The following is a 20,416-nucleotide window of genomic DNA, read 5'->3' as shown; positions in this document are numbered from 1 at the left end:
GCTTGACGCCGGTCCATGCCCCCCAAGGGAAGGCTATGTCCATGCTCCAGAAGCGCTGGCTGACGGCATCCGTGGTCCTGCTGGGAGTGAACGGGTGTGGTGGAGGTGAAGGCTTGGAGGAGCTGGCGGAGGCAGCGGTGGCCCAGGGCGTGGTCGCGCAGGCCGCGCCCGGGTGCCTGGCTTCCGACGTGGACACGGATGGAGACGGCGTCTGCGACAAGGTGGAGGCGCAGTACGGCACCAACCCTCAGAGCACCGATACGGACGGCGACCGTCTGAGCGATTACGCGGAGCTGTTCGGTTCCGGCGGCGTGAACCTGCCGGCGCTGGGCGCCAACGCACGCCGCAAGGACATCTTCATCGAGGCGGACTACTACGCCAACCGCCAGCCCACGCAGGGCGCGCTCAATCGGGTCATCACCGCGTTCGCCAACGCGCCCGTGTCGAACCCGGACGGCAGTACGGGCATCACGCTGCACCTGGCGCTGGACCAGCAGATCGCGGCCGCGGACGCGGACACGGACCTGAACCCGGTGTGGACGGACTTCGACAAGATCAAGGCGAAGTACTTCGCCGCCGCCCGCGCGCCGTTCTTCCACTACATGCTGTTCGCCAACACCTACAGCGGAGGCACCTCCAGCGGCATCTCGCGAGGCATCCCGGCCCACGACTTCGTGGTGACGCTGGGCGGCTGGTCCACGCCGGGCGGCACGGAGCTGCAGCAGGCCGGCACCATCATGCATGAGCTGGGGCACAACATCGGTCTGCGCCACGGCGGCACGGACAACGCCAACTACAAGCCCAACTACCTGAGCATCATGAACTACGAGTATCAGGTGTATGGCTTCACCATCAGCGGCGCGGCGAACGTGTTCGACTATTCGCGCGTGCGAGTGGCGTCCTTCAGCGAGGCGGCCATCAACGAGGTCGCGGCGTTCACGCCCGTGGCCCCCACCACGGAGGCGGACCTGGCGAAGATTGGCGGGCTGCGCTTCGTCAACGTCCAGGTTGCTGGCACCGCGAGCGCCAACCTGGACATGAACGCCAACGGCACCATCCAGACGGCCACCTACGCCCGGGACCTCAACCGCGACGGCAGCAGCGCCACGGTGTTCCCCGCGTCGCAGAACGACTGGTCGGTGCTGATGTTCGACGGCGGCGGCACCATTGGCGACAGCGCGCTGGGCACGTCCCGCACGCTGGACCGCGAGCCCTTCCTGGTGGTCCCTGAGCGGGTGGAGCCCTGCCTCACCGCGGACCAGGTCGCCGCCCGGTAGTCCAGACGGCGTCAGCCTCGCTTGAGGCGCTCGATGACCTGGGAGACCCGCGAGGCACCAGCCCCGTGGACGGAGAGGACCTCCACTCCCAGGTCATAAGGGTCGTCGAGCAATAGCCAGGCGAGCTTCTCGTCCACCTCCCTGCGCAGATTCGAGTCTTCGTGCGCGGGGAGGCGGATGCGATCTCGCTCCTCGATGGGGACGAAGACGACGAAGTCCAGGGTCTTGAGGGTGGAACGGATCCGCGTCAGCCACTCCTCGACGTCGAACGCATCGGAGTCCTCGTGCGTCAGCAGGTACCCGAGGAAGTCGAGGGGGCAGCGATCAAACAGGACGCTTCGCGTGTCTTCTTCTTTGAACAGCGCCAGGGAGCGACGGAGCTGTTCGAGGAAGTCCTCCAGACACGGTGGAGACGCGAACTCGTACCCCTCCTCTTCGAGCAGGTGGTACGGCTCGTCGACGACCCGATACTCCGAGAGCTCTTCCCCCAGGTCTTCAATGAGCGTCGACTTGCCCACGCGGTGCGTGCCACTCATTGCGATGCGCATGCGTGCTGGACTCCTTCTTCGTGCTACTCCTGAGCAGGTCTGACGACTCCCGCCCGGACGTATTCCGTTCTATCGAGGGTGAGGCGTCCTGTCAGGGGATCCACCGTTCCGAGCAGGCGCGGAGGCCCGGAGTGGCCCTGACGCGAAACGAGCTGCCAACCGTCACAGTCCAGCGGATCGTTGTCGCTGCGTTCGCCCCTCAGACGAAATGACTTGGGAGAACCGGCCGGGAAGTCGATGACGCTGCTGCCGTCACCGGAAGAATCGACTCTCTCGAAACGCGCACCGGCGAGGTACTCGCACGCATCCCGAGGCGGCCCCTGACGGGTGGCCCCCCACCGGCCCTCCCACAGGTGAGTATCCACCAGCCACCGAGCGACCTGCCTGCCCTGCGCCACCAGGTCCCTCTCCATCTGGAAGTCGCCCCAGATGCGATGCGACGTAGCGGCCAGTTCCACCTCCGAATACGTCACCCGTCCCAAGGCACCATTGGCGAGGACGATGACGGATTCGGCGGAAATGCTCTGCAAGGCCCGTTGAGCACATGCGTCGAAGTCGCGCCCACGCCCACGATGGCATTCCCTGACCGCCTCGGTGCTTGCCGAAGTGGTAGGGACCGTCTGCGTCGCGAAGCCCGCGTCCCTCAGTTGTTCATCCAGGACTGCTACCAACTCGGGAGGCACCGGCTGCGGGTGCTCCGCACGGGAAGTTCCTGGCATCGCGAGGATCGCGACCCGGTAGGGAGGCCGCTCGGGCAGGGCCCAAGGCAGGGCTTTCCCGGGCCGAACCGGCGCGGAGGGATGGTCTGGCAGCACCACCGTCAACGTCACCTTCGAACCGACGCCCTTCTCGACCGACACCCGGGCAGCACGCCCGTCCTCGGCGACGACGTGAATCCGCTGAGGGCCCGGCAGCGACATCCGAAGCTGACCGCCCGTGAAGGCCACCCGCCCGAGGCGCCTCGGCTCGCTGCCACACCAGCCCACGAGGGGCAGGACGAAGGAAGCAAACCCTCTGGGCACCACCTGGCCGCGACTGTCCTCGACCCGGGCCTCCACTTGCAGCCCCGCTGGGAAGTCCCTTGCATCCCGGGCTTCAGCTCCCAGCCGGGACACCGGAACGAAGCGCTGGGGAGCGGCACGGGGCGCCGAGGCGGCCGTACCGAGGCTGAGGACCCCGTTGAGGGCAAAGCCCAGGAGCAAGGAGCCCGCCACACCGACGCCGCTCGACCACTTGAGCCACATGCGTTTCTCCAGTGCATGAGGAGGAGGCGCTCGGCCCCCTCCCCTTCACGCCCCCCGGAGCAACCGCGCTGCTACCGGCTCAGACCGCGCTGGCGGTTGAGGAAGGCGTCGCCGCGGGCGGCATCATAGTCGGTGCGCAGGTCCGGGTTGGCGATCTGTTCACCGAAGGTGCGGTGGAACGGGATGGCCTGCGAGGGCTGCTGGGCCCGCTCCTGGAGGCTGGACGTCACCCAGCGCTGGAGCTGATCAACGGTCAGGTCCTTGAGCTTGCCCGCGCCGGGGATGGGCAGGTTGGGCAGGAGCCCCTTGGCGGAGAAGAGCAGATCCACCATGCCCTTCACGGCCTCGTTGCGCTTGCCCAGCTCGTCCAGGGACACCTGGAAGCCGCCCTCCAGCGAGCCCACCAGGCTGCCCATGAGGCGCGCGCTGCGCTTCGCGTCCTGCGAGGGCGGGTTCTCGTTGGCGTGCTGCGCGAGCCCGGTGTTCATCGTCTCCAGGCGCTGCATGACGTTCTGGCGGAACGCGTCGCTGCCCGCGAAGTCCTGCGGAGGCGAGAAGAGCGTCCGGGCGAAGAACTCGGACATCTTCTTCTGGCCATCCAGCCCCAGGGAGCCCGAGCTGTCCTGCAGCGACGACAGCACCGCGTCACCATGCTGGGTGAAGAAGCGGGCGGCGGCGGCGCGCGACTCGCGGTTCTCCCCCAGCTTGTCGATGGAGTCCGTGAACACCTGCACCGACTCCGCCGTGGGCGGGTTGATGCGGCCGGCGGCGTCCAGCAGGCGCCCCAGCGCGGGGGAGGAGCTCGCGTCCGGGCCGGAGGCGTTGATGTTCTTGATGACATCCGCCATGCCCTCCCGGTTCGCCGCCAGGAACGACTGGAGCCGGTCCGGCGGCATGCCCCCCAGCGCCGTGGCCACCGCCGCGCTGCGCTGCTGATCATCCCCGCCGCTCGCGCGGACGATGGCCATCTCCGCCTTCGCATACGTCTCGATGAGGTCCGGGTTGCCCGTGCCGGCGATGATGCCCGCCAGCCCCTCGTGCGTCGCCCCGGGCAGCGCGCCGCGGCCGGACGTGGCCACCGCCGCCGACAGCTCCTGGGGAGACACCGCGCCGGAGCGGTAGGCGTTGTCCAGCGCCTGGGACAGCCGCGTGCGGTCCGCCTCCGGCAGCCGCTGCACGCTGTCCAGGATGCCGCCCGCCACGGGGCCGTACTGGAACATCATGTCCATGAACGCCGCCTGCTTGGCCGGGTCCGGGTTGTTCCTCAGCCACTCGGACACGGCGGTGGCGTCCCGGCCGTCGCTGGAGTTCGCGATGGCCTGCTGCGCCGAACGCAGCTCCGTGGGCGACAGCGCCGCGGGCGCCACTGGGGTCGCGCTCGTCGTCCGCACCTCCTCCGCCCCCGCGGGCGTCGCACCCAGGCGGTTCGCCGTCACCTGCGTCCCCGCCGCCGGCTGGAACCCGTCCGTCCCCGTTCCGGGACGCACCACGTTGTTCTGGGCGACTGGCCGCGCCGGGGCCTGGGGCGCGGCGGGCTCCGCGGCCTTCGTCTCAATGGGCCGGGGTGCGTTGCGCTGGATGGTCGTCGTCATGGTGATTCCCCCTCGCCCCCCTGCTCGGGGCGGCTGGTTGGCGAGGCAAGCTCCGCCTCGTTTTCCTCGATTATCGCGCGCATCGCACCCCAGTTGCGACGCCTGCGACATGGGAGTCCGGGCCAGACATCTGCCCACATGAGCCTGTGGCGGCCTCAGGGCCAGTCAGGGAACGTGATGTTCCGCAGCGTGAGGGTCCGTGGCCCGTCCGCCTCCCACAGCTTGAGCGAGAAGGGGCCTTGCACGGAGGCGGCAGGGGCCTCGGCCTCGACCACAAGGGGCTTGAACTCTCCGTCCGAGATGGGTTGCTCCTGCCAGATGCGAAGCACCTTCAACTCTGCTCCGGCCTTGTTTCGAAGCATCGCCCCTTTCGCGCGCCAGGGTGCACCACCGGCGCTCACTGCCAGTTTGGTCTCCACCGCAACCCTCGCAGTGGAGCGGTAGGTTCTGACCAAGGATGACGTGAGCCATTTCTCGGCATCCAGGGAGCCGACTTTGCTCATGTTACTTCCAAGCACACCGTGTTCATCCATGGCTCCGGTGGAGATGAGCCCCGCCAGTCCAGCAGGTGCTTCATGTTCCGCCACCACCCGTGCATTCTCCTCCTTGAAGCGCGTGAGCTCGGCCCGAAGCTCCCTCACCTCTTGCTGATAGGTCGCGACCGTCCGCCTCCGCCGATAGATCTCGACGAGGGGCTGGGCCTTCACGGGGTGAACTCGCAGAAGAAAGGACGCGCTGACTGGCGCGGCCCCGTCCCTGAAGTGCACGACCAGCCGAAACGTTTCGGCGGCAGTCACGCGAGAGGACGGCACCAGACGAAGCGTGGTCTGCCCCTGGTCCACCAACTCAAAGCGGTCCCGCCCCTCCAACTCGACATCCTCGCGCTTCAAGTCGACATCGAAGAGGAGCGTCGTTGAGAGCCCCGCGCTGATGACAATCTCAGATGCGGCTTGGACCTCCTCCGGGGAGACCTCGATCCGGCGCGCTCCGAGCCCGAAATCCAAGGCTTCGGATTGCGCGGTCGCGGCTCCGCTTGCGAGCAGAAGCCCCAGAAGAATGGCAATGGAGGACGAGGTCACTCGGCGATTTCTCCCAGAAGCGTCTGGCTACTTGAACTCGCTCACCGCCTTCAGGGTCGTGAGATTGAAGATACGAGCACTGGTTGATGATTCGTCTCCAGGCTCTCGCATCATGCCTCGCCCACCGGTCGTGTCGTAGACCTCGAAGCACACGGGAAAGCTCTCGCCCTCCCTCGTCGTTGCCCATGTCAGTCGTCCATAAACGCGGTCTCTCACGAAGAGCCGGCCCGAAAGCAACGTCAAGCTCGGGATGTCCCCCGCCCGGCCCCCCAGGGTCACCTGACCTGGGCCCTCCTGGACGGAGACGAACCGCTCATCGAAGCCAAAACCCGCGTCGAGCAATTGACCAATGCGGACGTGCCGTTTCTCCATGGCCTCCACGGCGCCCACCGGGCAAGGCTCGGGAGGAGGACTCGAACGCACCTGGGTTCCAGGACATCCGAGCGCCGCGCAAGCCGCCGCCGTGCCGACCGCACGGGCCATGACGCGCATGCCCTTCTTCGTGGGCTTCGATGGGAGTTGAAGGGACAGCGTGTCTTTCGGCGGCGTCGTCACGGTGGCTGAAACCTCCTGGAGCGTCGCGGGGAGAGCGACGGCCGCGGCGGTGGTCTTCGGTCCGGTGAAAGCCGCGGCGCGGTCAGCTTGAGGTGACTTGCCAGAGGTCGCTACTTCCTGACGGAGGGAGACGGGCTCCGCGATCCGCGACATCCCGAGCCCCCACACCGCCCCCGCAACGACGAGCACTCCGGCGAGCGCCGTCCATGCACGGAAGGCCCCGCGCTTCCCGGGCGCCGCACGCACGGGCGACACTGGAGGCGGCACCTCCTTCGCCAGGTCAGCCGCGCCCATCGCTGGCGCATCTTCCAGAAGGCGCTTGCCCCGTCGGGGACGGTGCCGGGGCTCGTGCATCCACTGTTCGAAGGAGTCGGGGTCCTCGCCCTCCGTCGTCGCGGAGTCCTCGGCATAGGCGTCGCAGAGGGGTACGTCCCACGTCGCATCCGCGCCACGCAGCGCCTGCTCCAGGGATTCGCAAAAGACCTGGGCGCTCGGCGTGCGGGCCTCGGGTGTCTTCCCCAGCAGCCGCAGGCACACGTCACCCAGCAACCGGGGCACCCGCGCGTTCTCCTCGTGCGGCGGCGTGGGCGCGCTGGAGAGAATCGCCTCCGTCACACCGGCGGCGTCCGGGCCATCAAAGGGGAAGCGCGCCGTCAGCAGCCGGTAGGAGACGAGTCCCAGCGCCCACAAGTCGTCCGCCGGGCCCGCCGTATACCGGGCGTCCGGCGCCTCGCGGTGGGCTCGCAGGAAGCGCCACGCCTCCGGAGCGCGGTAGTCCACCGTCCCGGGCGGGAGGATGTCCGCCGTCAAGTCACGCGCGCCCGCGTAGTCGCCAATGCCGAAGTCCACCAGCTTGGCCACGCCATCCGAGGCGCGCACCATGATGTTGGCCTCCTTCACGTCCCGGTGCACCACCGCGTCCGCATGGGTCGCGGCGAGCCCCCGCGCCACCCCCAGCAGCACGTGCGCCGCCTGCCGCGCCGTGGGGTTGTGCGCGTCCGCCCATTCGTCCAGCCGGGGTCCGTCCACGTACTCCATGGCGATGACGGCGAATTGCGGCTGGACCACCGGCAAGTAGCCATGGCCCAGAATCCCCACCACGTTGGGGTGCCGCAGCCGGGTGAGGATGGAGACTTCGCGCTCCGCCCGCTCCCCCACGCGCGGCAGGTGCAACAGCTTCAGGGCACAGCGCTGGCCCTCGCAGCGCGCCAGGTACACCGTGCCGAAGCCGCCCTGCCCCAGCTGGCGCTCCACCGTGTAACCCAGCACCTGGACCCCAGGAGACAGCACGGCCGGAGGCGGCCCCCGCATCATGACGGCCTTCCTTCGGGCTCCCAGGCGTCTCGCATGCGGCGTCCTCCCAGCGGGGGCGCGCACCCTACCAAGGACATGAGAAACCCGGGAACCCCTCCCCTTCGCGCGCGTCCGACAGCAAACCCGTGGGGTCCATCAAGACCGTTTCAACCTCCAGCATTCATCCCCTCCGTGTCCTCGGCTACGCTGCGCCCGCCATGAACGAAGAACTCGGCATCACCATTGGAACGGAGGCCCGCGCCGCCCGTCAGCACCTGGGCCTGACGCAGGCCGAAGTCGCGGAGCGCGTGGGACTGGTGCACCCCGTCTACAACCGCCTGGAGCGAGGGAAGATGCTTCCCAGCGTCCCCTCCCTCTACCGCCTCTGCCGGGAGCTGCGGGTGTCCCCCGAGAAGCTGATGGGGCTCACCGCGACGGGCGACGTGCGCAAGGGCACGAAGCCCAAGCCGCAGGAAGAGGACGCTCCAGAGCTGCGGCGTCTGCTCCACCTCGCGCGCAAGCTGGACGCGGAGGACCTCGCGGCCCTCCTCCATGTCGCCTCGGCGCTGGCGCGCTGACGCCCTACTCCTCTTCCAGGTCCTCCAACCCGTAGGCGTCCAGCCCATTGCCGAAGAGGTCTCCTTCGCCGAACTCCACGTCGTCGCGAAGGACGCTGCCCTCCACCAGAACCTGGGCCCACTCCGCCGCGGCTTCCTGCCGGCCGTAGCCCGGGTGCCGCTTCGCCAGGGCGACTCGCATGGCGTCGCGCATGTCCGCCGCCGTGGCGAACCGCTCCTCGGGGTTGGCGCGCAGCGCGACATGCAGCATCGCCTTCACGTCCGCGGAGAGTGAAGCCACGGCTTCCTCGACGTCCTCCGGGCCGAAGCTCGCCAGCAACACCTGCATCTGTGTCAGCGGCAGCGAGGAGACGATTTCCGTGAAGAGATAGCGCAAGTTCGCGGGAGGGAGCGGCACGTCCTCCACGTCGAAGAGGTGCTTGCCGGTGAAGAGCTCCACCAGCAACACGCCCAGGCTGAACACGTCGGAGCGCGGCGAAAGCGGCGCTCGCGCCAGGTACTCCGGCGAGGCGTAGGCCACATCGCCCCGAACGAGGTTCGCGGGCGACTCCGCGCGCCCCACCACCAGCGAGTACGCCGCGCCGAAATTCGCCAGCTTCACCTCGCCTTGCGTCCCCACGTAGACGTGCCGGGGGTTGACGTCACGGTGGATGACACCCAGCGGCTGGCCGGTCGCGTCCGTCAGCATGTGCGCGTGTTGAAGGGCCTCCGCGATCTCCGCACCGACATAGAGGGCGAACGCCTCGGAGACGGGCCGGCCGCGCACCACGCCCGCACTCACCAGCGTCTCCAGCGAAGGACCCGCCACCGACTCCATGACGACGTGCAGCGCCCCCTGGTGCACCTTGCGGTGGAAGACCTGGGCAATGGCCGGGTGGCGAAGGCGGAAGGCCAGCTGAATCTCCTCTCCCAGGCGCTTGCGCTGAAGATAGGTGGAGGGGTTCGCCAGCCTTCGCACGAGGCAGAAGCCGGGCAGCGCGTTGTCGTGCTCCGGGAAGCGTTGCGCCAGCATCAGCAGCTCACCCGTCGGCATCAGCACCAGCTCGCGGACCGCCTCGTAACGAATGCCGTCGATGGTGAAGAGGTGCACGGGCCTCTCACGCGTCGGCGGAAGCTGCCTGCGGCGCGGGGAGGCTTCGGTGCGTGCCAGGTCGTCGGTCGTCGTGTCGGGCATGGCTCCTCGGGAGGCGGAAGAGAGGCGGCGGCGTCCCTCCGGGAGTCTGAGCGAAATTGACCTTTAAAGTCCAGACATACGAATCCTAAAGGTCCACTCCGTTGGCCTGTCAGGTCTCGCCCAACCAGCGACGGACCTCGTCCAGGTACTCGCGCGGAAGGGCGTGCCCGCTGTCGAAGGCCCGGCGCGTCTTGCGCTTGGAGGGCGCGGCCTTGAACAGCTTCTGGGTGTCCTCCTCGGTGGAGAAGACATCGCGGTTCGCGGTCAACAGCAGCCAGGCCTGATGAACCCCGCCCATCCGGTTCACCGGTGCGGCGTCGCCCAGCGAGGGGTCGACATGGGGCGGCACCATCGTCACCAGATGGGTGATCCGAGGCTCGCGCGAGGCCAGCAGGAGGCCCACCTGGGCGCCCATGCTGTAGCCGGCGACGAGTACCCTCGGTGGCTTCTTGCCGTTGGCGAGCACCTGCGTGAGGAGCGTCTGCGCATCACGCACGGTGTCGACAATCATCGCTTGATAGGGACCGGGTTCCCCCGCGTGCGCACGTTTCGCGAGGGCTCCGGGTCGCGCGTCGGGGGTCGCTCGCGCGCCGTGCCGCCGCGCGTCCATGACGTAGACGCGATAACCGGTGCTCCGCAGATGCTCCGTCAGGGCCCCTCCGAAGGTCGGCTCTGTATCCGACAGCCAGTCGTCCTTGCTCCGGGTGAGGCCGTGCAGCAGGACGGCCACGGGTGGATTCGCCGCCTCCCCTTCTGGGGCGAGGACCCAGACGGGAATCCGCTCTCCGTCCGCCGCTCGGACCTCCATGGGGACCGGGGGGCTCGCGCCGTGGGCCACGGAGGTGGTCAGGAACATCAGGGCCAGGAACAGCGAACGCATCATCACGGGACTCCTCGAGTGAGAGAGGCCGTGGAGCGTGCGGAAGCGACAGTCAGCCAGGCGTCACCTACGCGCTGACATTCGTTTGACGTAGACGCGGGTAGCATCCGGATTACTTCCATGCGCGTGCTCGTCATCGAGGACAACCGCGACCTCCAGGCCAACATCGCGCGGTTCCTGGAGCCGGACTTCCAGTTGGACTTCGCGAGCACCGGGCCCGAGGGGCTCGCGCTCGCGCTGGGCCATCCGTACGACGTCATCGTGCTGGACGTGATGCTGCCCGGCATGAGCGGCCTCGATGTGTGCGAGCGATACCGGCAGGTCGCGCCCCGGCTCGTGCCCATCCTGATGCTGACCGCCAGGGACACGCTCGAGGACAAGGAAGCGGGCTTCCAGGCGGGCGCTGACGACTACCTGGTCAAACCGTTCTCGCTCCGGGAGCTGCGCTGGCGGCTGGAAGCCCTGGCGCGCCGGCCCGTGCCTCCGAGCGGGCGGAAGCTGACGTGGGGTGGGCTCACGCTGGAGCCGGAGAGCGGGCACACGCAATGGGGTGGGCGCTCCGTCCGGCTCAACCGCACCGAGGCACTGTTGCTGAGGTGGCTGATGGAAGCCGCGCCCGAAGCCGTCCCCGCGGCCACGCTGGCGGAGCGGCTCTGGGGGGACGAAGCGCCCGAGTCCAGCGCGCTGCGCACGCACGTCTATGCCCTGCGCAAGGCTCTCGCCGGGCTGGGGCTCGAAGATGCCATCACCACCCTGCGCAACGAGGGGTACCGCCTGGATGCGCGCTAGGTCCAGCAGGTCGGTGCGCGCCGTACTCCAGCGCGCCATGGGGCTGTCCGCCGCGTTCGCGCTGGTGCTGATGGGCGGGTTCTTCACGCTCTTCAGCTACGACCTCGAGGACGTCATCTTCAGCCGCATCGTGGCCGCGGAAGCGGACCGGAGCGAACCAGGTCACGTCCCCGGAATCACGCGGTATGACGGCCACTCCGCGCTACCGCCCTGGCTCGCGGAGCGCCTGCGTCCGGACGCGCCTCCGAGAGAGTACGAGGTGTCCGCCGGGAAGCATGGACACTTCCACGTCGCGGTGCGCCCCGGCGCTGGAGGAGAACGCCTGTACTTCGCGTTCGACGTGACGCGCCTGACGAGCACGACGGACAATTTGAAGCGGACTGCGGGACTGCTTCTCACGAGTGCGTTGCTGGCGTTGCTGGCCGCCGCGCTCCTCGCCCGCCTCGTGGCCCGTCGGCTCGGCCGACCGCTGGAGCGGATGGTGGAGTGGATCCGGGCCGACGGGGCACCACCGCCCGAGGATGACGGCGGAGTGGCCGAGGTCCGGGCGCTGCGGGACGCGCTGCTCGCACGCGACGCGCGCATCCAGGAGCAGTTGGAGCGTGAGCGGCGGTTCAACCGCGACGCGAGTCACGAACTGCGCACCCCGCTAGCCGTGGCCCAGGGCGCGGTGGAGATCCTGGAGCTCGATCCGCCAAGAGACACGGAGACGTTCGACCGGCTGCGCCGGGCCGTGAGCCAGATGGGCCTGTTGACGGAGGGCATCCTCTGGCTGGCCCGCGAGCGCCGATCCGAGGAGCGCTGCGACCTGCACCGCGTCTCGCGAGAGCTGCTCGCGTTGTACGGACACCTGCGGCGCAGTGGCGGCATCGAGCTCACCATCGAGTCCGTGGGCGAAGTCCACGCGCCCGTCCCTGCATCCGTCGCCAGGGTGATGATGGGAAACCTCCTCAAGAACGCGCTCGCATACACTGACGAGGGTCGCATCGTGATCACCATCGAGCCCCAGGCGTGGACCCTGACCGACACGGGGATTGGCTTTGGCCGCGTGGAGCCCGGAAGAGAGAGCCACGGCATCGGACTGTCGCTGGTGGAACGACTTGCCCAGCGCTTCGGGTGGACGCTGTCCATCCACGCACTGGAGCCGCGAGGCACGCGCGTACGGTTGAGCTGGCTCGGAGAGGATTCAGCCACTGCCCGCGATTGACTCACTTGAGAAGGTGCACCCGAGCCCTTGCCTGCGCACCGGCAAGGGCCCGGTTTTGAGCGGGCGGGTCAACTCAGAGCAGGTAGCCCCAGCCGATCTTGGTGTCGTAAAAGAAGCCATTGTGATCACTGACTTCGATGATGATCGTCCAGTGGCCGTTGCCCCAGTTGTAGAAAGCGATCTTGAACAGGGACATCTGGCCTGACTGGCCCCAGGGGCCGATGAGCGTGCCAGCCATCACCGTCGCCTGAGCGTCGCCGTCCGGCAGCTCGTAGGTCGGCAACTCACTGCCGATCACGCCGGAGAGCTCACCCGTCGCGTGCAGCAACGCATCGACCGCGAGCGTGCCTTCCCCGTTGGTCACGACGTGGGGCGCGAGCCTCGGCGCTCGCCCCTCGGCCCACGCCTGGCGGAGTTCCGACGCGCTGGCGGTGCCCACTGTGTCGAGCAACACCTCGCCACCCGTCACCGGAATCGACCACACGCAGCTCGGGAATCCGGACGGCGGCGAGCCTTCCCCGGCACACACATCCCCCACGTCAGGTGTGGCAGCGAAGCTCGCGCTCGTGGACATCACCAGAACAGCCAGCGTGACAATCGACAGGTTCATTCTCGTATTCATGAGTCCTCGCAAGTTGGGCCGTCGACCGACCGCGTATCCAGTCGCGGCAGGCGTCTGCACAAGCAGTCACAATCCCACCGCAATGCATATCATGCTCCAGCAATTCCGGCGAACAGTGATTTCACAACCTCAACGTTGATCAGTCCGTCTGACGTAGCAGGTCGGCGAAGCGCGTCGATGCAGGTGGCTCACGCCTCGCCGGCGCCCTCCATCAGGAAGTCGATGACGGCGCGCACGGCGGGCAGCTGGCCCCTGCGGTGTGGCGTCAGGATCGTCGTCGTCACCGTGCCCGCGGTCCAGGCGGGAAGCACACGCACCAGCCGCCCGGCCTCCACGTCCACGAGAGTAAAGGTCTCCGGCAGACAGACGACGCCCAGTCCGGCCGTGGCCGCCTTCAATAGCACCAGCGTCTCATCGGCGGTCATGCGTGCCCGCGGCGTCACGGTGACCGTCTCCCCCGCCCGCCCGCGCAGCCGCCATTGCGTGGCCATGGCGTGGGTCAGGAGGCCGTCGTGTTCGCTCAAATCCTCGGGCCTGCGAATCCTGCCGCGACTGGACAGGTAGCCGGGCGACGCCACCAGGACGGTGGACTCCACCGCGAGCCGGCGCTGCACAAGGCCCGAGGCAGGCAAGGGCGAGAAGTGACTGCGCACGGCGATGTCGAATCCCTCCTGCACCAGGTCCACGAAGCGGTCCGTCGCGTGAAGCTCGACGCGCACCTTGGGATGCGCCAGCGCCAGCAGGGGCAGCCGGTCCGCGAGCCGGAACTGCGCCGTGGGGACCGACGTGGTGATTCGCACCACGCCACGGGGCTCGGCCTGCCGGCGGCGCACCACGTTCTCCGCGGCCTCCGCCTCCATCACGGCGGCGCGAGCATGGTCGAGGAAGTCCCGCCCCACATCCGTCAGCGTGAAGCTCCGTGACGTGCGCTGAATCAGCCGGGCGCCCAGCGCGTCCTCCAACTCAGCCACGCGCTTGCTCACCGTGGATTTGGGAATGCCCAGCCGCCGTGCCGCCGCGGCGAAGCCACCGCTCTCCACGGCCTGGACGAAGAGATGGATGTCATTGAGATTCAAGGGCCGCGCCTCATCGTCCACGGGTGTGGACCTTGCGTTCGCGTTCCGCTGTCTACACGGCGCGCGTTGCCACGGCCATCTTGTCCCCATCGAAGGCATCACGCCTTCCCCTTCGGACAGGAGCATCACCATGGCATTGCATACCCTCTTCTACGGTGTCCCCTCTGGCTGCTCGTTTGGATCCATCGTCGCGCTGGAGTGGCTGGGCCGGCCCTACCAGCTGTGCCGCATCGCCATGCCGGAGGACGTCACCACCGCGGACTACCGCCGGATCAACCCCGTCGCGGAGACGCCCACCTTGATGACGGAGACGGGCGCCCGCATCAGCGAAAGCATGGCCATCCTCAACCACCTGGGCGCGCGCGGTGTGGGCACCGGGCTGTCGTTCGCCCAGGGCACCGAGGACTTCGACCGGTTGAACCAGATGCTCGCGTACCTGAACACCACCTTCTTCGGCGCCTTCTCGCCGCTCTGGTACGCGCTCGAGCACGCCGAGCTGCCGGAGTCTGAAAAGCAGGCGTTGCGGAACCTGGGGGCCCGCAAGGTGGTCTCCGCGCACGCGAACCTGGAGGCACTGCTGGGCGACACGCCATGGCTTCTGGGCGACCACCGCACGCTGGCGGACGCCTACTTCATCGGCATCGCCCGGTGGACCCGGTACCACGAGGTGCTGGACCGCCGCGACTACCCGAAGCTCCAGGGCCTTTTCGAGCGGCTGGAGGCGGACGTCGGCGTGCGCTTCGCCCATGCCATTGAAAAGGGCGAGACGCCGCAGGGCAGCGGCGCATTCCAGGGGCACATCCGCGTCGCGGAGGCACTGCGACGGCTGCCCGCGTGAGCCGGGAGGCCCCGCCCGCCCGTTCTCCCAGGAACGGGCGGCGAAGCCATCGACGTCAAGGGTTCAGGGCGCGGTACACCGCGTCCACCACCTCCTGCTCGGTGGGGAATGCCAGGCCGGTCTTCTTGATGACGACCTTCCCATCCACCGCCACTTCAAAAACCCCCGACCCGCCTTTCTTCAGCTCCGCATCCACTTCCAGTTCGTCCTTCAGTACGGCCGCCGCACGGGTGGCCCGGGGCAGGTAGCCTCAAGCGGTACAGTAGGTGATGGAAACCTTCGCGTCGGCCATGGTGTGCCTCCTGACGGGATGGGACACCGCGCGAGGATGCGCGGCACCTGCACCATCGTGACGCCCCGCCCCGCCCCGCGCCAGCCCTCCAGAGGCGCAGCGGACGGCCCTGTGTCGCGCGCAGAGCGTTGGACGTCATCCAGGCCGTACAAGCTCCAGCCAGCGGGCCAGCGTCAGATCGGTATAGGGGCCTTGTCCCAAGCCATAGGCGCCCAGCGAGAAACCGTCGTTCCACTCGACGATGGCGGTTTGACCGGACTCGAGCACGCCGAAGTCGACTGCATATCCTGCTGTACCCTCTCCAGATTCCTCCAGCAGTTGGACGGCCCGCCTCACCTGCTCTTCATCGATTCGATGTGCAGGGTCGCCTCCATAGTGGCGAGTCCCCACAACGGTGCCCTGCACGACGAAGACCCGGAACTCGCTCTGCCATCGGACCACTTCCGAGCAGAGGAGCTCCGTGCTCACCGATGCGCGCTCCAGATAGAGCAGATCCTCCACTGACGCGAAGACGTGTCCCGTGAACCGTTTACGGCGCCCATGGGGCTTGGCGAAAACCGGAGGGCCTGCTTCTTGGAGTACGGCCGCCTTCAGGTCTCTCACGGTGCTCCGCCAGACACGCCGGTGGAGAAAGGAACTCAGGCTCGGCGGATAATCGTGGGTCTCGGGTGCAGGGATTCCGAGTTGTTTCAGCGCTCCCAGCACAGTCGGTACGTCGCCCGCCACCAGAGCGTCCCGAGCCAACGGTATCTGGCCCCTGGAGAGCTGCTTCGCGGTAAATGTTTCGACGGCAAGCTGGCGCTCCCGGAGTTCTTCGAGAAGCGCTCGCATCTCTGGCTCCATGCGACCGGAGCCCAGCTCCTGGATGAATGCGCAGCGAATCATCGTCGACATCCTGGTGAACGTGGGCGTCAGTCGCTATTCGGCCAGGTCAGTATGCCCTGTGAAGCGGGGATGCGCTCAAGGCTGGCCAAATCGCTCAAGCGATAGACCGCCCATTCGGCGCCGTGATTTCGTGGAACTGCTCTCAAGTGGGGCCCAGTTCTTCGAGAAGGACGCGACACCGCGCGAGGCTCCGCTTGTCATCGACTCGCACGAAGAGCCGCGCTGCTTCCTCGAAGTGGATGCGGGCCATTTCCGTCCATCCGCGCTGGGCGGACAGGTTGCCCAGCCCCAGGAGACAGTTGGCCTCTCCTCGCAGTGATCCTACCTGCTTCAGCAGGGGGCGGGCCTGCTCGTAGAGCGCCTGCGCATCATCGAGGTTCTTGCGCTGGAGTGACAGGTCTCCCAGCCCGCGCAGGCAGTGCGCCTTGCCGCGCAAGTTCCCCACTTCGGAAAAGAGCATTCGGGCTTCCTCCAGAAGCGCGGCCGAGGCATCGAGCTCCCCCAGACTGCGCAGACAGTGTGCCCTACCGAGACGGTCCTTCGATTGTCCGAAGACGCGCTGCGCCTCTTCGAACCGCAGACGTGCCTCGTGGATGTTTCCTCGGTCCAGCGCGACCTTTCCGAGCCCATGGATGCAGTTGCCCTCGCTCACCGGCGAGTTCGCCCTGTTAAAGTATTCAAGCGCCTGCTGAAAGCAGGCCTCCGCCTCGTCGAGCCGCCCTCCGTCCAAGGCAAGGGACCCCAGCCCTCGGATGCATCGCGCATGGCCCAGGAGCGCTTTGCGGTCCGTGTGGTCGGGATCGCATCGTTTGAAGAAAGGCAGAGCCCGTTTGAAGCAGTGCTCCGCCTCTTGATGCCGCGAGCGCTCTTGTGCGACCTGTCCTTCCACCTGGAGACAGAGAGCCTCGCGCAGGAAGTCCCCCGCCTTGTGCGCGACCTCCCGGGCCTGTGAAAGCAGTCTCGGAGAGCCGTACCCGGAGAACCGCCAGAAGTTGCTGAGCTTCAACAACGCATCGATGACCTGGAGGCCTTCGTGGCCCTGTAGCCCCTCCAGGAACATGGCTTCGATGTTCTCCACTTCAGGCACGAGCCGCTCCAGGGCATGTGCTCCCTGAGCGCCGCCGACCCGAGGTCCGAACTCCTTCGCAAGCTCACTGTAATGCTGGAGGGCGCGTGCAAGGTCCGTAGGCTCTGGGGGGAAGTTGCTGCCAAGTGCCGCGCGGAAGAGCTGCGGAACACGCCTCCGCTCGGACGCATCCACATGGACGAGCCCGAGTTCTGTCAATTCCGTGAGGACGGTCCCTTCTCCACCAGGGAACAATCGGGCGTGATCCTCTCTTGAGGCGCCATCCGGCAGGCGTGCGAGGAGCGCCAGACACCGGAGTGCCTCCATCGTCAACCACTCACGGAGTCCTCCAGGCTCGAAGAGACTCTCCAATGACCTGGGCATCCTGGCCGGTGGACCGCTCTTGCGCAGGATGTCTTGCCAGAGATCGCTGAGGGCGCTGGTTCCAGGGTGATGGGCGAGTTGGTTCCTCGCCAGTCCCGCGAGCAATGTGATGGCCGACGCCACGACCCCCGAGCCGATCAACGCCTTGAGTCCCGGGTCGGTGACCTTGATCTGGGGGACCATCCGTTGGAGCAGACTTCCTGCCTCAACCCCATCCAGAGGCAGGACTTCGATTTCCGGCTGGAGCCTTCCCGTGCGTGGGCTGGGCGGGTGCCTGCCCACGAGCACAAGCGTCAAGCCCTCCATCCGGATGAGCTCTTGCATCACCCCCTGAAGGAGGGGACCTTCGGAATCCGCCTCGACGTCGTCGAGGACCAGCAGGGCGGAGTGCGCTGCGAGGGCGGCAAGGACCCGGGCCCGCAGGTGCTCACCCGGTGCCACCGCGAGGGCTTCCGCCATGGCTCCGAAGATGGATTCCCCACGGGTGCCATCCAAGAGGCGGACGAAGTACCTAGCGTTACCATGACGTTCAGCCACGCGTGGGTCATGGAGGGCTTCGATGAGGAGTCGGGTCTTGCCAACGCCAGCGCTGCCCGACACACGCAGGACCGGCGGGTCGGTCGCGAGCAATGCGCCCACGAGCCGTTCCAGCGCATCCTCGTGCCCGATGAGGGGCGACTTCTCACGCAGCGGAAGCCGTGGGGAAGGAGGCTCACCGCGACGCGTGACGACCGGGGCCGCAGCCTCCCCCACACGCCTGAACGCGGAGTCTGGCCAGAGTGGCTCTCGTGTCTGATCAAGCTCGCTCCGGGCCTGCATCTTCGCGAGGGCCTCTTTGGGAAGCCACGGGAAGTCCTCCGCCAGGAAGGACCGGGGCCCATGGCGCAGGATGACGCGGTCAAACCGCATGGGCTTGGCGGAAGCGAAACCCACCTCGTACTCACCGCCGACCCGGACGGGAGGGGTCATGGCGCCGGGTCGATACTGGACGCCGAGCGAGAACAGCCGCGAAGCCACGAAGCGGTTGAGGGTGCTGGCCTGGGTGCTCAACGGATCCGCTGAGTATCCGTTGAGCACGGCCTTGGTGCCTGGCCGCAACCTTTCCCGGAGCCCGGCATCGAGTTCCTTCGGAATCGTCAGCGCCCGATAGCGCTCCGAGAGAGCGTCTGCGCGGACTCGCCCGTCCTGGACCTCGTCCTCGATCGCGAGCAACTCGTCCTTCAATGACTGGGGACAGGTTGGGGTCAGCAACTCCCGAAGAAGCTTCTCCTGGTTGAAATCGCGGAGCACGGCCCGGCAGAGGTCCATCAACCCGCCATCACCCGTGCCTGAGATGAGGATGCGGGTCTGAGACTGGATCCCACGTCCTACTTCCTGGTCGAGGTCATCGTTTTCCCAATAGGAGCGAAGTCCCTTCTCCGGTTCGCGCGGCTCGACACCGAAGCCCACTGCCAGGACCAACGCGTCCACAGCGATTGGAAGGGTATAGCCCTCCGTATCGTTCCATCCGACGCGATGCCGGCCTCCTTCTTGAGAGGTGATGAGCGTGATGTTCTCAGCGCCCAGATGAACCGCGAGGTCCACGCCGTCTGTCGTTCGCAACGCTTCCCAGGCCTTGAGCAGTTGCTCCACGACCTCATGCACCCTTCCCGCGGTCCAATTGAGCACGGGCAACTGAGCGGAGGGCTCCTCGGACCCCGGCGCGGGCCAGTCATAAAGATGGGGGTGGATCCAGCGGGTGCGATTCTCAGCGAAGAGAGGAAGGAGCGCGTTCCGCTGCTCCAGCAGGTCCACCTTGCACCCGCGCAGCGCCGCTCCAGCAGCGAAGGTCATTCCACCCGCGCCTGCACCGACCACCACGACCCGAGCGCCCGGCTTGAGCCGTTTGCACGCGAACAAGGCGTGGACGAGGTTCAGGGCCCTGACCTGCTGCGAGTACAGGGTGACACGTCGCTCGAAGCACCCCAGGAGGAAGACCCCGCTCAGCGTGGGGACCTCCATGTGCTTGAGGATGTCGCGCAGTGGGTTCCTCATGGGTGTCCATTCGAGCACCTCGAAGGGAGGAAGACACGCGGCCTGTGCGCCGGGCCGCGGCGAGGCCGGGCCGCCCCTTGCGAAAAAGCACGGCTTCTCACGAATTCGCGGATTCACCGCATCTATGCTCCAGTGCGTTCCCCTCCCCTTCCGTCCATGACCACCGGAACCCATTCGCCTCCACCTGAGCCAGGCATGCGGCGCGCGGTATCGCGCTGGGAAATCGTCGGCTTCTCCATCAACGACGTCATTGGTAGTGGCGTCTATCTGCTGCCCGCGGCGGCCGCCGCGAACCTGGGCTCGGCCAGCACGGGCGCCGTTGTGCTCGCGGGGCTGGCGGTGCTGCTGCTCGTGCTCTGCTTCGCGGAGGCGGCCAGCTACTTCGACAAGCCCGGCAGCGCCTATCTCTACACGCGTGAGGCCTTTGGAGAACGGGTGGGCTTCCAGGTCGGCTGGATGACGTGGCTGGCGCGCGTCTCGTCCGTGGCCTCGTTGTCCGTCGGCTTCTCCCGCGCGCTGGGCTTCCTGTGGCCCGCGGCGAACTCGGGCCTGGGCCAGGGATTGGCCATCGCCGTGCCCCTGCTCGCGCTCACCGCCATCAACGTCGTGGGCGTGAAGAGCGGCGCTCGCACCGCGGTGTTCCTCGCCGTCACCAAGACGGTGCCGCTGCTGGTGTTCATCGCCGTGGGCCTCTTCTCCGTGTCCGTGCCGCTGGCGACGTCGGTGGCTCCCAGGGATGGAGGCAACCTGGGGTCCGCGGTGCTGCTGCTGCTGTTCGCCTACGCCGGCTTCGAGAACACGGCGGCTCCGGCGGGTGAGTTCAAGAACCCACGCCGCGACGTGCCCTTCGCGCTCATCGTGCAGATTGGCGTTGTCACGCTCATCTACACGGCGGTGCAGTGGGTGGCGCTGGGCACGTTGCCCGGGGTCGCGGACGCGCAGACGCCGCTCGCCAACGCCGCCGTGCGATTCCTCGGGGGTTGGGGTGGGCTCCTCATGACCG

The 20,416-nt window shown here is 67.5% G+C and carries 18 protein-coding genes; 6 read left to right on the top strand and 12 right to left on the bottom strand.

The genetic code is table 11. The features are described 5' to 3' along the window. The first annotated feature begins 41 nt into the window (after positions 1-41). Positions 42-1,277 (top strand): hypothetical protein, encoded by a 1,236-nt coding sequence (locus tag D7V77_RS19420; RefSeq protein WP_233597107.1) that lies wholly within the window; start codon positions 42-44, stop codon positions 1,275-1,277. An 11-nt stretch (positions 1,278-1,288) separates the two neighbouring features. On the opposite strand, the gene D7V77_RS19415 is transcribed toward D7V77_RS19420, so the two are convergent. From D7V77_RS19415 to D7V77_RS19395, 5 genes are all read right to left on the bottom strand, one after another. Beyond that, a complete protein-coding gene (locus D7V77_RS19415) occupies positions 1,289-1,825 on the bottom strand; it encodes an AAA family ATPase (protein WP_120577778.1) in 537 nt (178 codons plus the stop codon). A 23-nt stretch (positions 1,826-1,848) separates the two neighbouring features. Beyond that, positions 1,849-3,069: a hypothetical protein gene (locus tag D7V77_RS19410; protein ID WP_120577777.1), complete on the bottom strand. Its 1,221-nt coding sequence runs from the start codon at positions 3,067-3,069 to the stop codon at positions 1,849-1,851. A gap of 71 nt (positions 3,070-3,140) precedes the next feature. Next, positions 3,141-4,661 carry a hypothetical protein gene (locus D7V77_RS19405; protein ID WP_120577776.1) on the bottom strand — a complete coding sequence of 507 codons (1,521 nt, stop codon included), beginning with the start codon at positions 4,659-4,661 and terminating at the stop codon, positions 3,141-3,143. 155 nt (positions 4,662-4,816) lie between these two features. Then, entirely contained in the window at positions 4,817-5,740 is a 924-nt protein-coding gene (locus tag D7V77_RS19400) for a DUF2381 family protein (protein WP_120577775.1), read from the bottom strand. Between the two features lie 27 nt (positions 5,741-5,767). Beyond that, the gene (locus tag D7V77_RS19395; RefSeq protein ID WP_368666193.1) at positions 5,768-7,609 is read right to left on the bottom strand and encodes a serine/threonine-protein kinase; all 1,842 of its coding nucleotides are present in this window, start codon (positions 7,607-7,609) and stop codon (positions 5,768-5,770) included. A 197-nt stretch (positions 7,610-7,806) separates the two neighbouring features. Here D7V77_RS19395 and D7V77_RS19390 point away from each other — a divergent pair, with 197 nt between their 5' ends. Beyond that, on the top strand, positions 7,807-8,166 hold the full coding sequence (locus D7V77_RS19390) for a helix-turn-helix transcriptional regulator (protein WP_120577785.1): 360 nt from the start codon (positions 7,807-7,809) through the stop codon (positions 8,164-8,166). Between the two features lie 4 nt (positions 8,167-8,170). Here D7V77_RS19390 and D7V77_RS19385 read toward each other — a convergent pair whose 3' ends face one another. Next, positions 8,171-9,340: a serine/threonine-protein kinase gene (locus D7V77_RS19385; protein ID WP_120577774.1), complete on the bottom strand. Its 1,170-nt coding sequence runs from the start codon at positions 9,338-9,340 to the stop codon at positions 8,171-8,173. Positions 9,341-9,449: 109 nt separating this feature from the next. After that, positions 9,450-10,223 (bottom strand): alpha/beta hydrolase, encoded by a 774-nt coding sequence (locus D7V77_RS19380; RefSeq protein ID WP_120577773.1) that lies wholly within the window; start codon positions 10,221-10,223, stop codon positions 9,450-9,452. 117 nt (positions 10,224-10,340) lie between these two features. Between D7V77_RS19380 and D7V77_RS19375 the strand changes: the two genes are divergently transcribed. Together D7V77_RS19375 and D7V77_RS19370 are read left to right on the top strand one after the other, a co-directional pair. After that, entirely contained in the window at positions 10,341-11,009 is a 669-nt protein-coding gene (locus tag D7V77_RS19375; protein ID WP_120577772.1) for a response regulator transcription factor, read from the top strand. Then, the gene (locus tag D7V77_RS19370) at positions 10,999-12,216 is read left to right on the top strand and encodes a HAMP domain-containing sensor histidine kinase (protein WP_169821327.1); all 1,218 of its coding nucleotides are present in this window, start codon (positions 10,999-11,001) and stop codon (positions 12,214-12,216) included. The genes D7V77_RS19375 and D7V77_RS19370 overlap by 11 nt, the downstream gene beginning before the upstream one ends. A 73-nt stretch (positions 12,217-12,289) precedes the next feature. Here the strand turns inward: D7V77_RS19370 and D7V77_RS19365 are convergent, their stop codons facing one another. Beyond that, the gene (locus D7V77_RS19365) at positions 12,290-12,826 is read right to left on the bottom strand and encodes a hypothetical protein (protein ID WP_120577771.1); all 537 of its coding nucleotides are present in this window, start codon (positions 12,824-12,826) and stop codon (positions 12,290-12,292) included. 200 nt (positions 12,827-13,026) lie between these two features. Then, on the bottom strand, positions 13,027-13,914 hold the full coding sequence (locus D7V77_RS19360; RefSeq protein ID WP_120577770.1) for a LysR family transcriptional regulator: 888 nt from the start codon (positions 13,912-13,914) through the stop codon (positions 13,027-13,029). Between the two features lie 130 nt (positions 13,915-14,044). On the opposite strand from D7V77_RS19360, the gene D7V77_RS19355 reads away from it, so the two are divergent. Further along, positions 14,045-14,752 carry a glutathione S-transferase family protein gene (locus D7V77_RS19355; RefSeq protein ID WP_120577769.1) on the top strand — a complete coding sequence of 236 codons (708 nt, stop codon included), beginning with the start codon at positions 14,045-14,047 and terminating at the stop codon, positions 14,750-14,752. A gap of 55 nt (positions 14,753-14,807) precedes the next feature. Here D7V77_RS19355 and D7V77_RS43780 read toward each other — a convergent pair whose 3' ends face one another. From D7V77_RS43780 to D7V77_RS19345, 3 genes are all read right to left on the bottom strand, one after another. Then, a complete protein-coding gene (locus tag D7V77_RS43780) occupies positions 14,808-15,044 on the bottom strand; it encodes a SelT/SelW/SelH family protein (protein WP_233597106.1) in 237 nt (78 codons plus the stop codon). A 135-nt stretch (positions 15,045-15,179) separates the two neighbouring features. Further along, positions 15,180-15,929: an ATP-grasp domain-containing protein gene (locus tag D7V77_RS19350; protein WP_120577768.1), complete on the bottom strand. Its 750-nt coding sequence runs from the start codon at positions 15,927-15,929 to the stop codon at positions 15,180-15,182. Positions 15,930-16,071: 142 nt separating this feature from the next. Continuing rightward, entirely contained in the window at positions 16,072-19,413 is a 3,342-nt protein-coding gene (locus D7V77_RS19345; RefSeq protein WP_158624438.1) for a tetratricopeptide repeat protein, read from the bottom strand. 195 nt (positions 19,414-19,608) lie between these two features. Between D7V77_RS19345 and D7V77_RS19340 the strand changes: the two genes are divergently transcribed. Next, positions 19,609-20,416 (top strand): APC family permease (locus tag D7V77_RS19340; RefSeq protein WP_120577766.1); only part of this gene is annotated, 808 nt, incomplete at its 3' end.

It is taken from the genome of Corallococcus sp. CA041A (genome assembly GCF_003612075.1).
Lineage (GTDB): Bacteria > Myxococcota > Myxococcia > Myxococcales > Myxococcaceae > Corallococcus > Corallococcus exiguus.
This window is presented reverse-complemented; position numbering and strand designations above follow the sequence as displayed.

What these genes read in the sequence shown, in the direction of transcription:
- D7V77_RS19420 (WP_233597107.1), top strand. Translation starts at nt 42, where the DNA reads ATGCTCCAGAAGCGCTGGCTGACGGCATCCGTGGTCCTGCTGGGAGTG.
- D7V77_RS19415 (WP_120577778.1), bottom strand. Translation starts at nt 1,825, where the DNA reads ATGCGCATCGCAATGAGTGGCACGCACCGCGTGGGCAAGTCGACGCTC.
- D7V77_RS19410 (WP_120577777.1), bottom strand. Translation starts at nt 3,069, where the DNA reads ATGTGGCTCAAGTGGTCGAGCGGCGTCGGTGTGGCGGGCTCCTTGCTC.
- D7V77_RS19405 (WP_120577776.1), bottom strand. Translation starts at nt 4,661, where the DNA reads ATGACGACGACCATCCAGCGCAACGCACCCCGGCCCATTGAGACGAAG.
- D7V77_RS19395 (WP_368666193.1), bottom strand. Translation starts at nt 7,609, where the DNA reads ATGATGCGGGGGCCGCCTCCGGCCGTGCTGTCTCCTGGGGTCCAGGTG.
- D7V77_RS19390 (WP_120577785.1), top strand. Translation starts at nt 7,807, where the DNA reads ATGAACGAAGAACTCGGCATCACCATTGGAACGGAGGCCCGCGCCGCC.
- D7V77_RS19385 (WP_120577774.1), bottom strand. Translation starts at nt 9,340, where the DNA reads ATGCCCGACACGACGACCGACGACCTGGCACGCACCGAAGCCTCCCCG.
- D7V77_RS19380 (WP_120577773.1), bottom strand. Translation starts at nt 10,223, where the DNA reads ATGATGCGTTCGCTGTTCCTGGCCCTGATGTTCCTGACCACCTCCGTG.
- D7V77_RS19375 (WP_120577772.1), top strand. Translation starts at nt 10,341, where the DNA reads ATGCGCGTGCTCGTCATCGAGGACAACCGCGACCTCCAGGCCAACATC.
- D7V77_RS19370 (WP_169821327.1), top strand. Translation starts at nt 10,999, where the DNA reads ATGCGCGCTAGGTCCAGCAGGTCGGTGCGCGCCGTACTCCAGCGCGCC.
- D7V77_RS19365 (WP_120577771.1), bottom strand. Translation starts at nt 12,826, where the DNA reads ATGAACCTGTCGATTGTCACGCTGGCTGTTCTGGTGATGTCCACGAGC.
- D7V77_RS19355 (WP_120577769.1), top strand. Translation starts at nt 14,045, where the DNA reads ATGGCATTGCATACCCTCTTCTACGGTGTCCCCTCTGGCTGCTCGTTT.
- D7V77_RS19350 (WP_120577768.1), bottom strand. Translation starts at nt 15,929, where the DNA reads ATGATTCGCTGCGCATTCATCCAGGAGCTGGGCTCCGGTCGCATGGAG.
- D7V77_RS19345 (WP_158624438.1), bottom strand. Translation starts at nt 19,413, where the DNA reads ATGAGGAACCCACTGCGCGACATCCTCAAGCACATGGAGGTCCCCACG.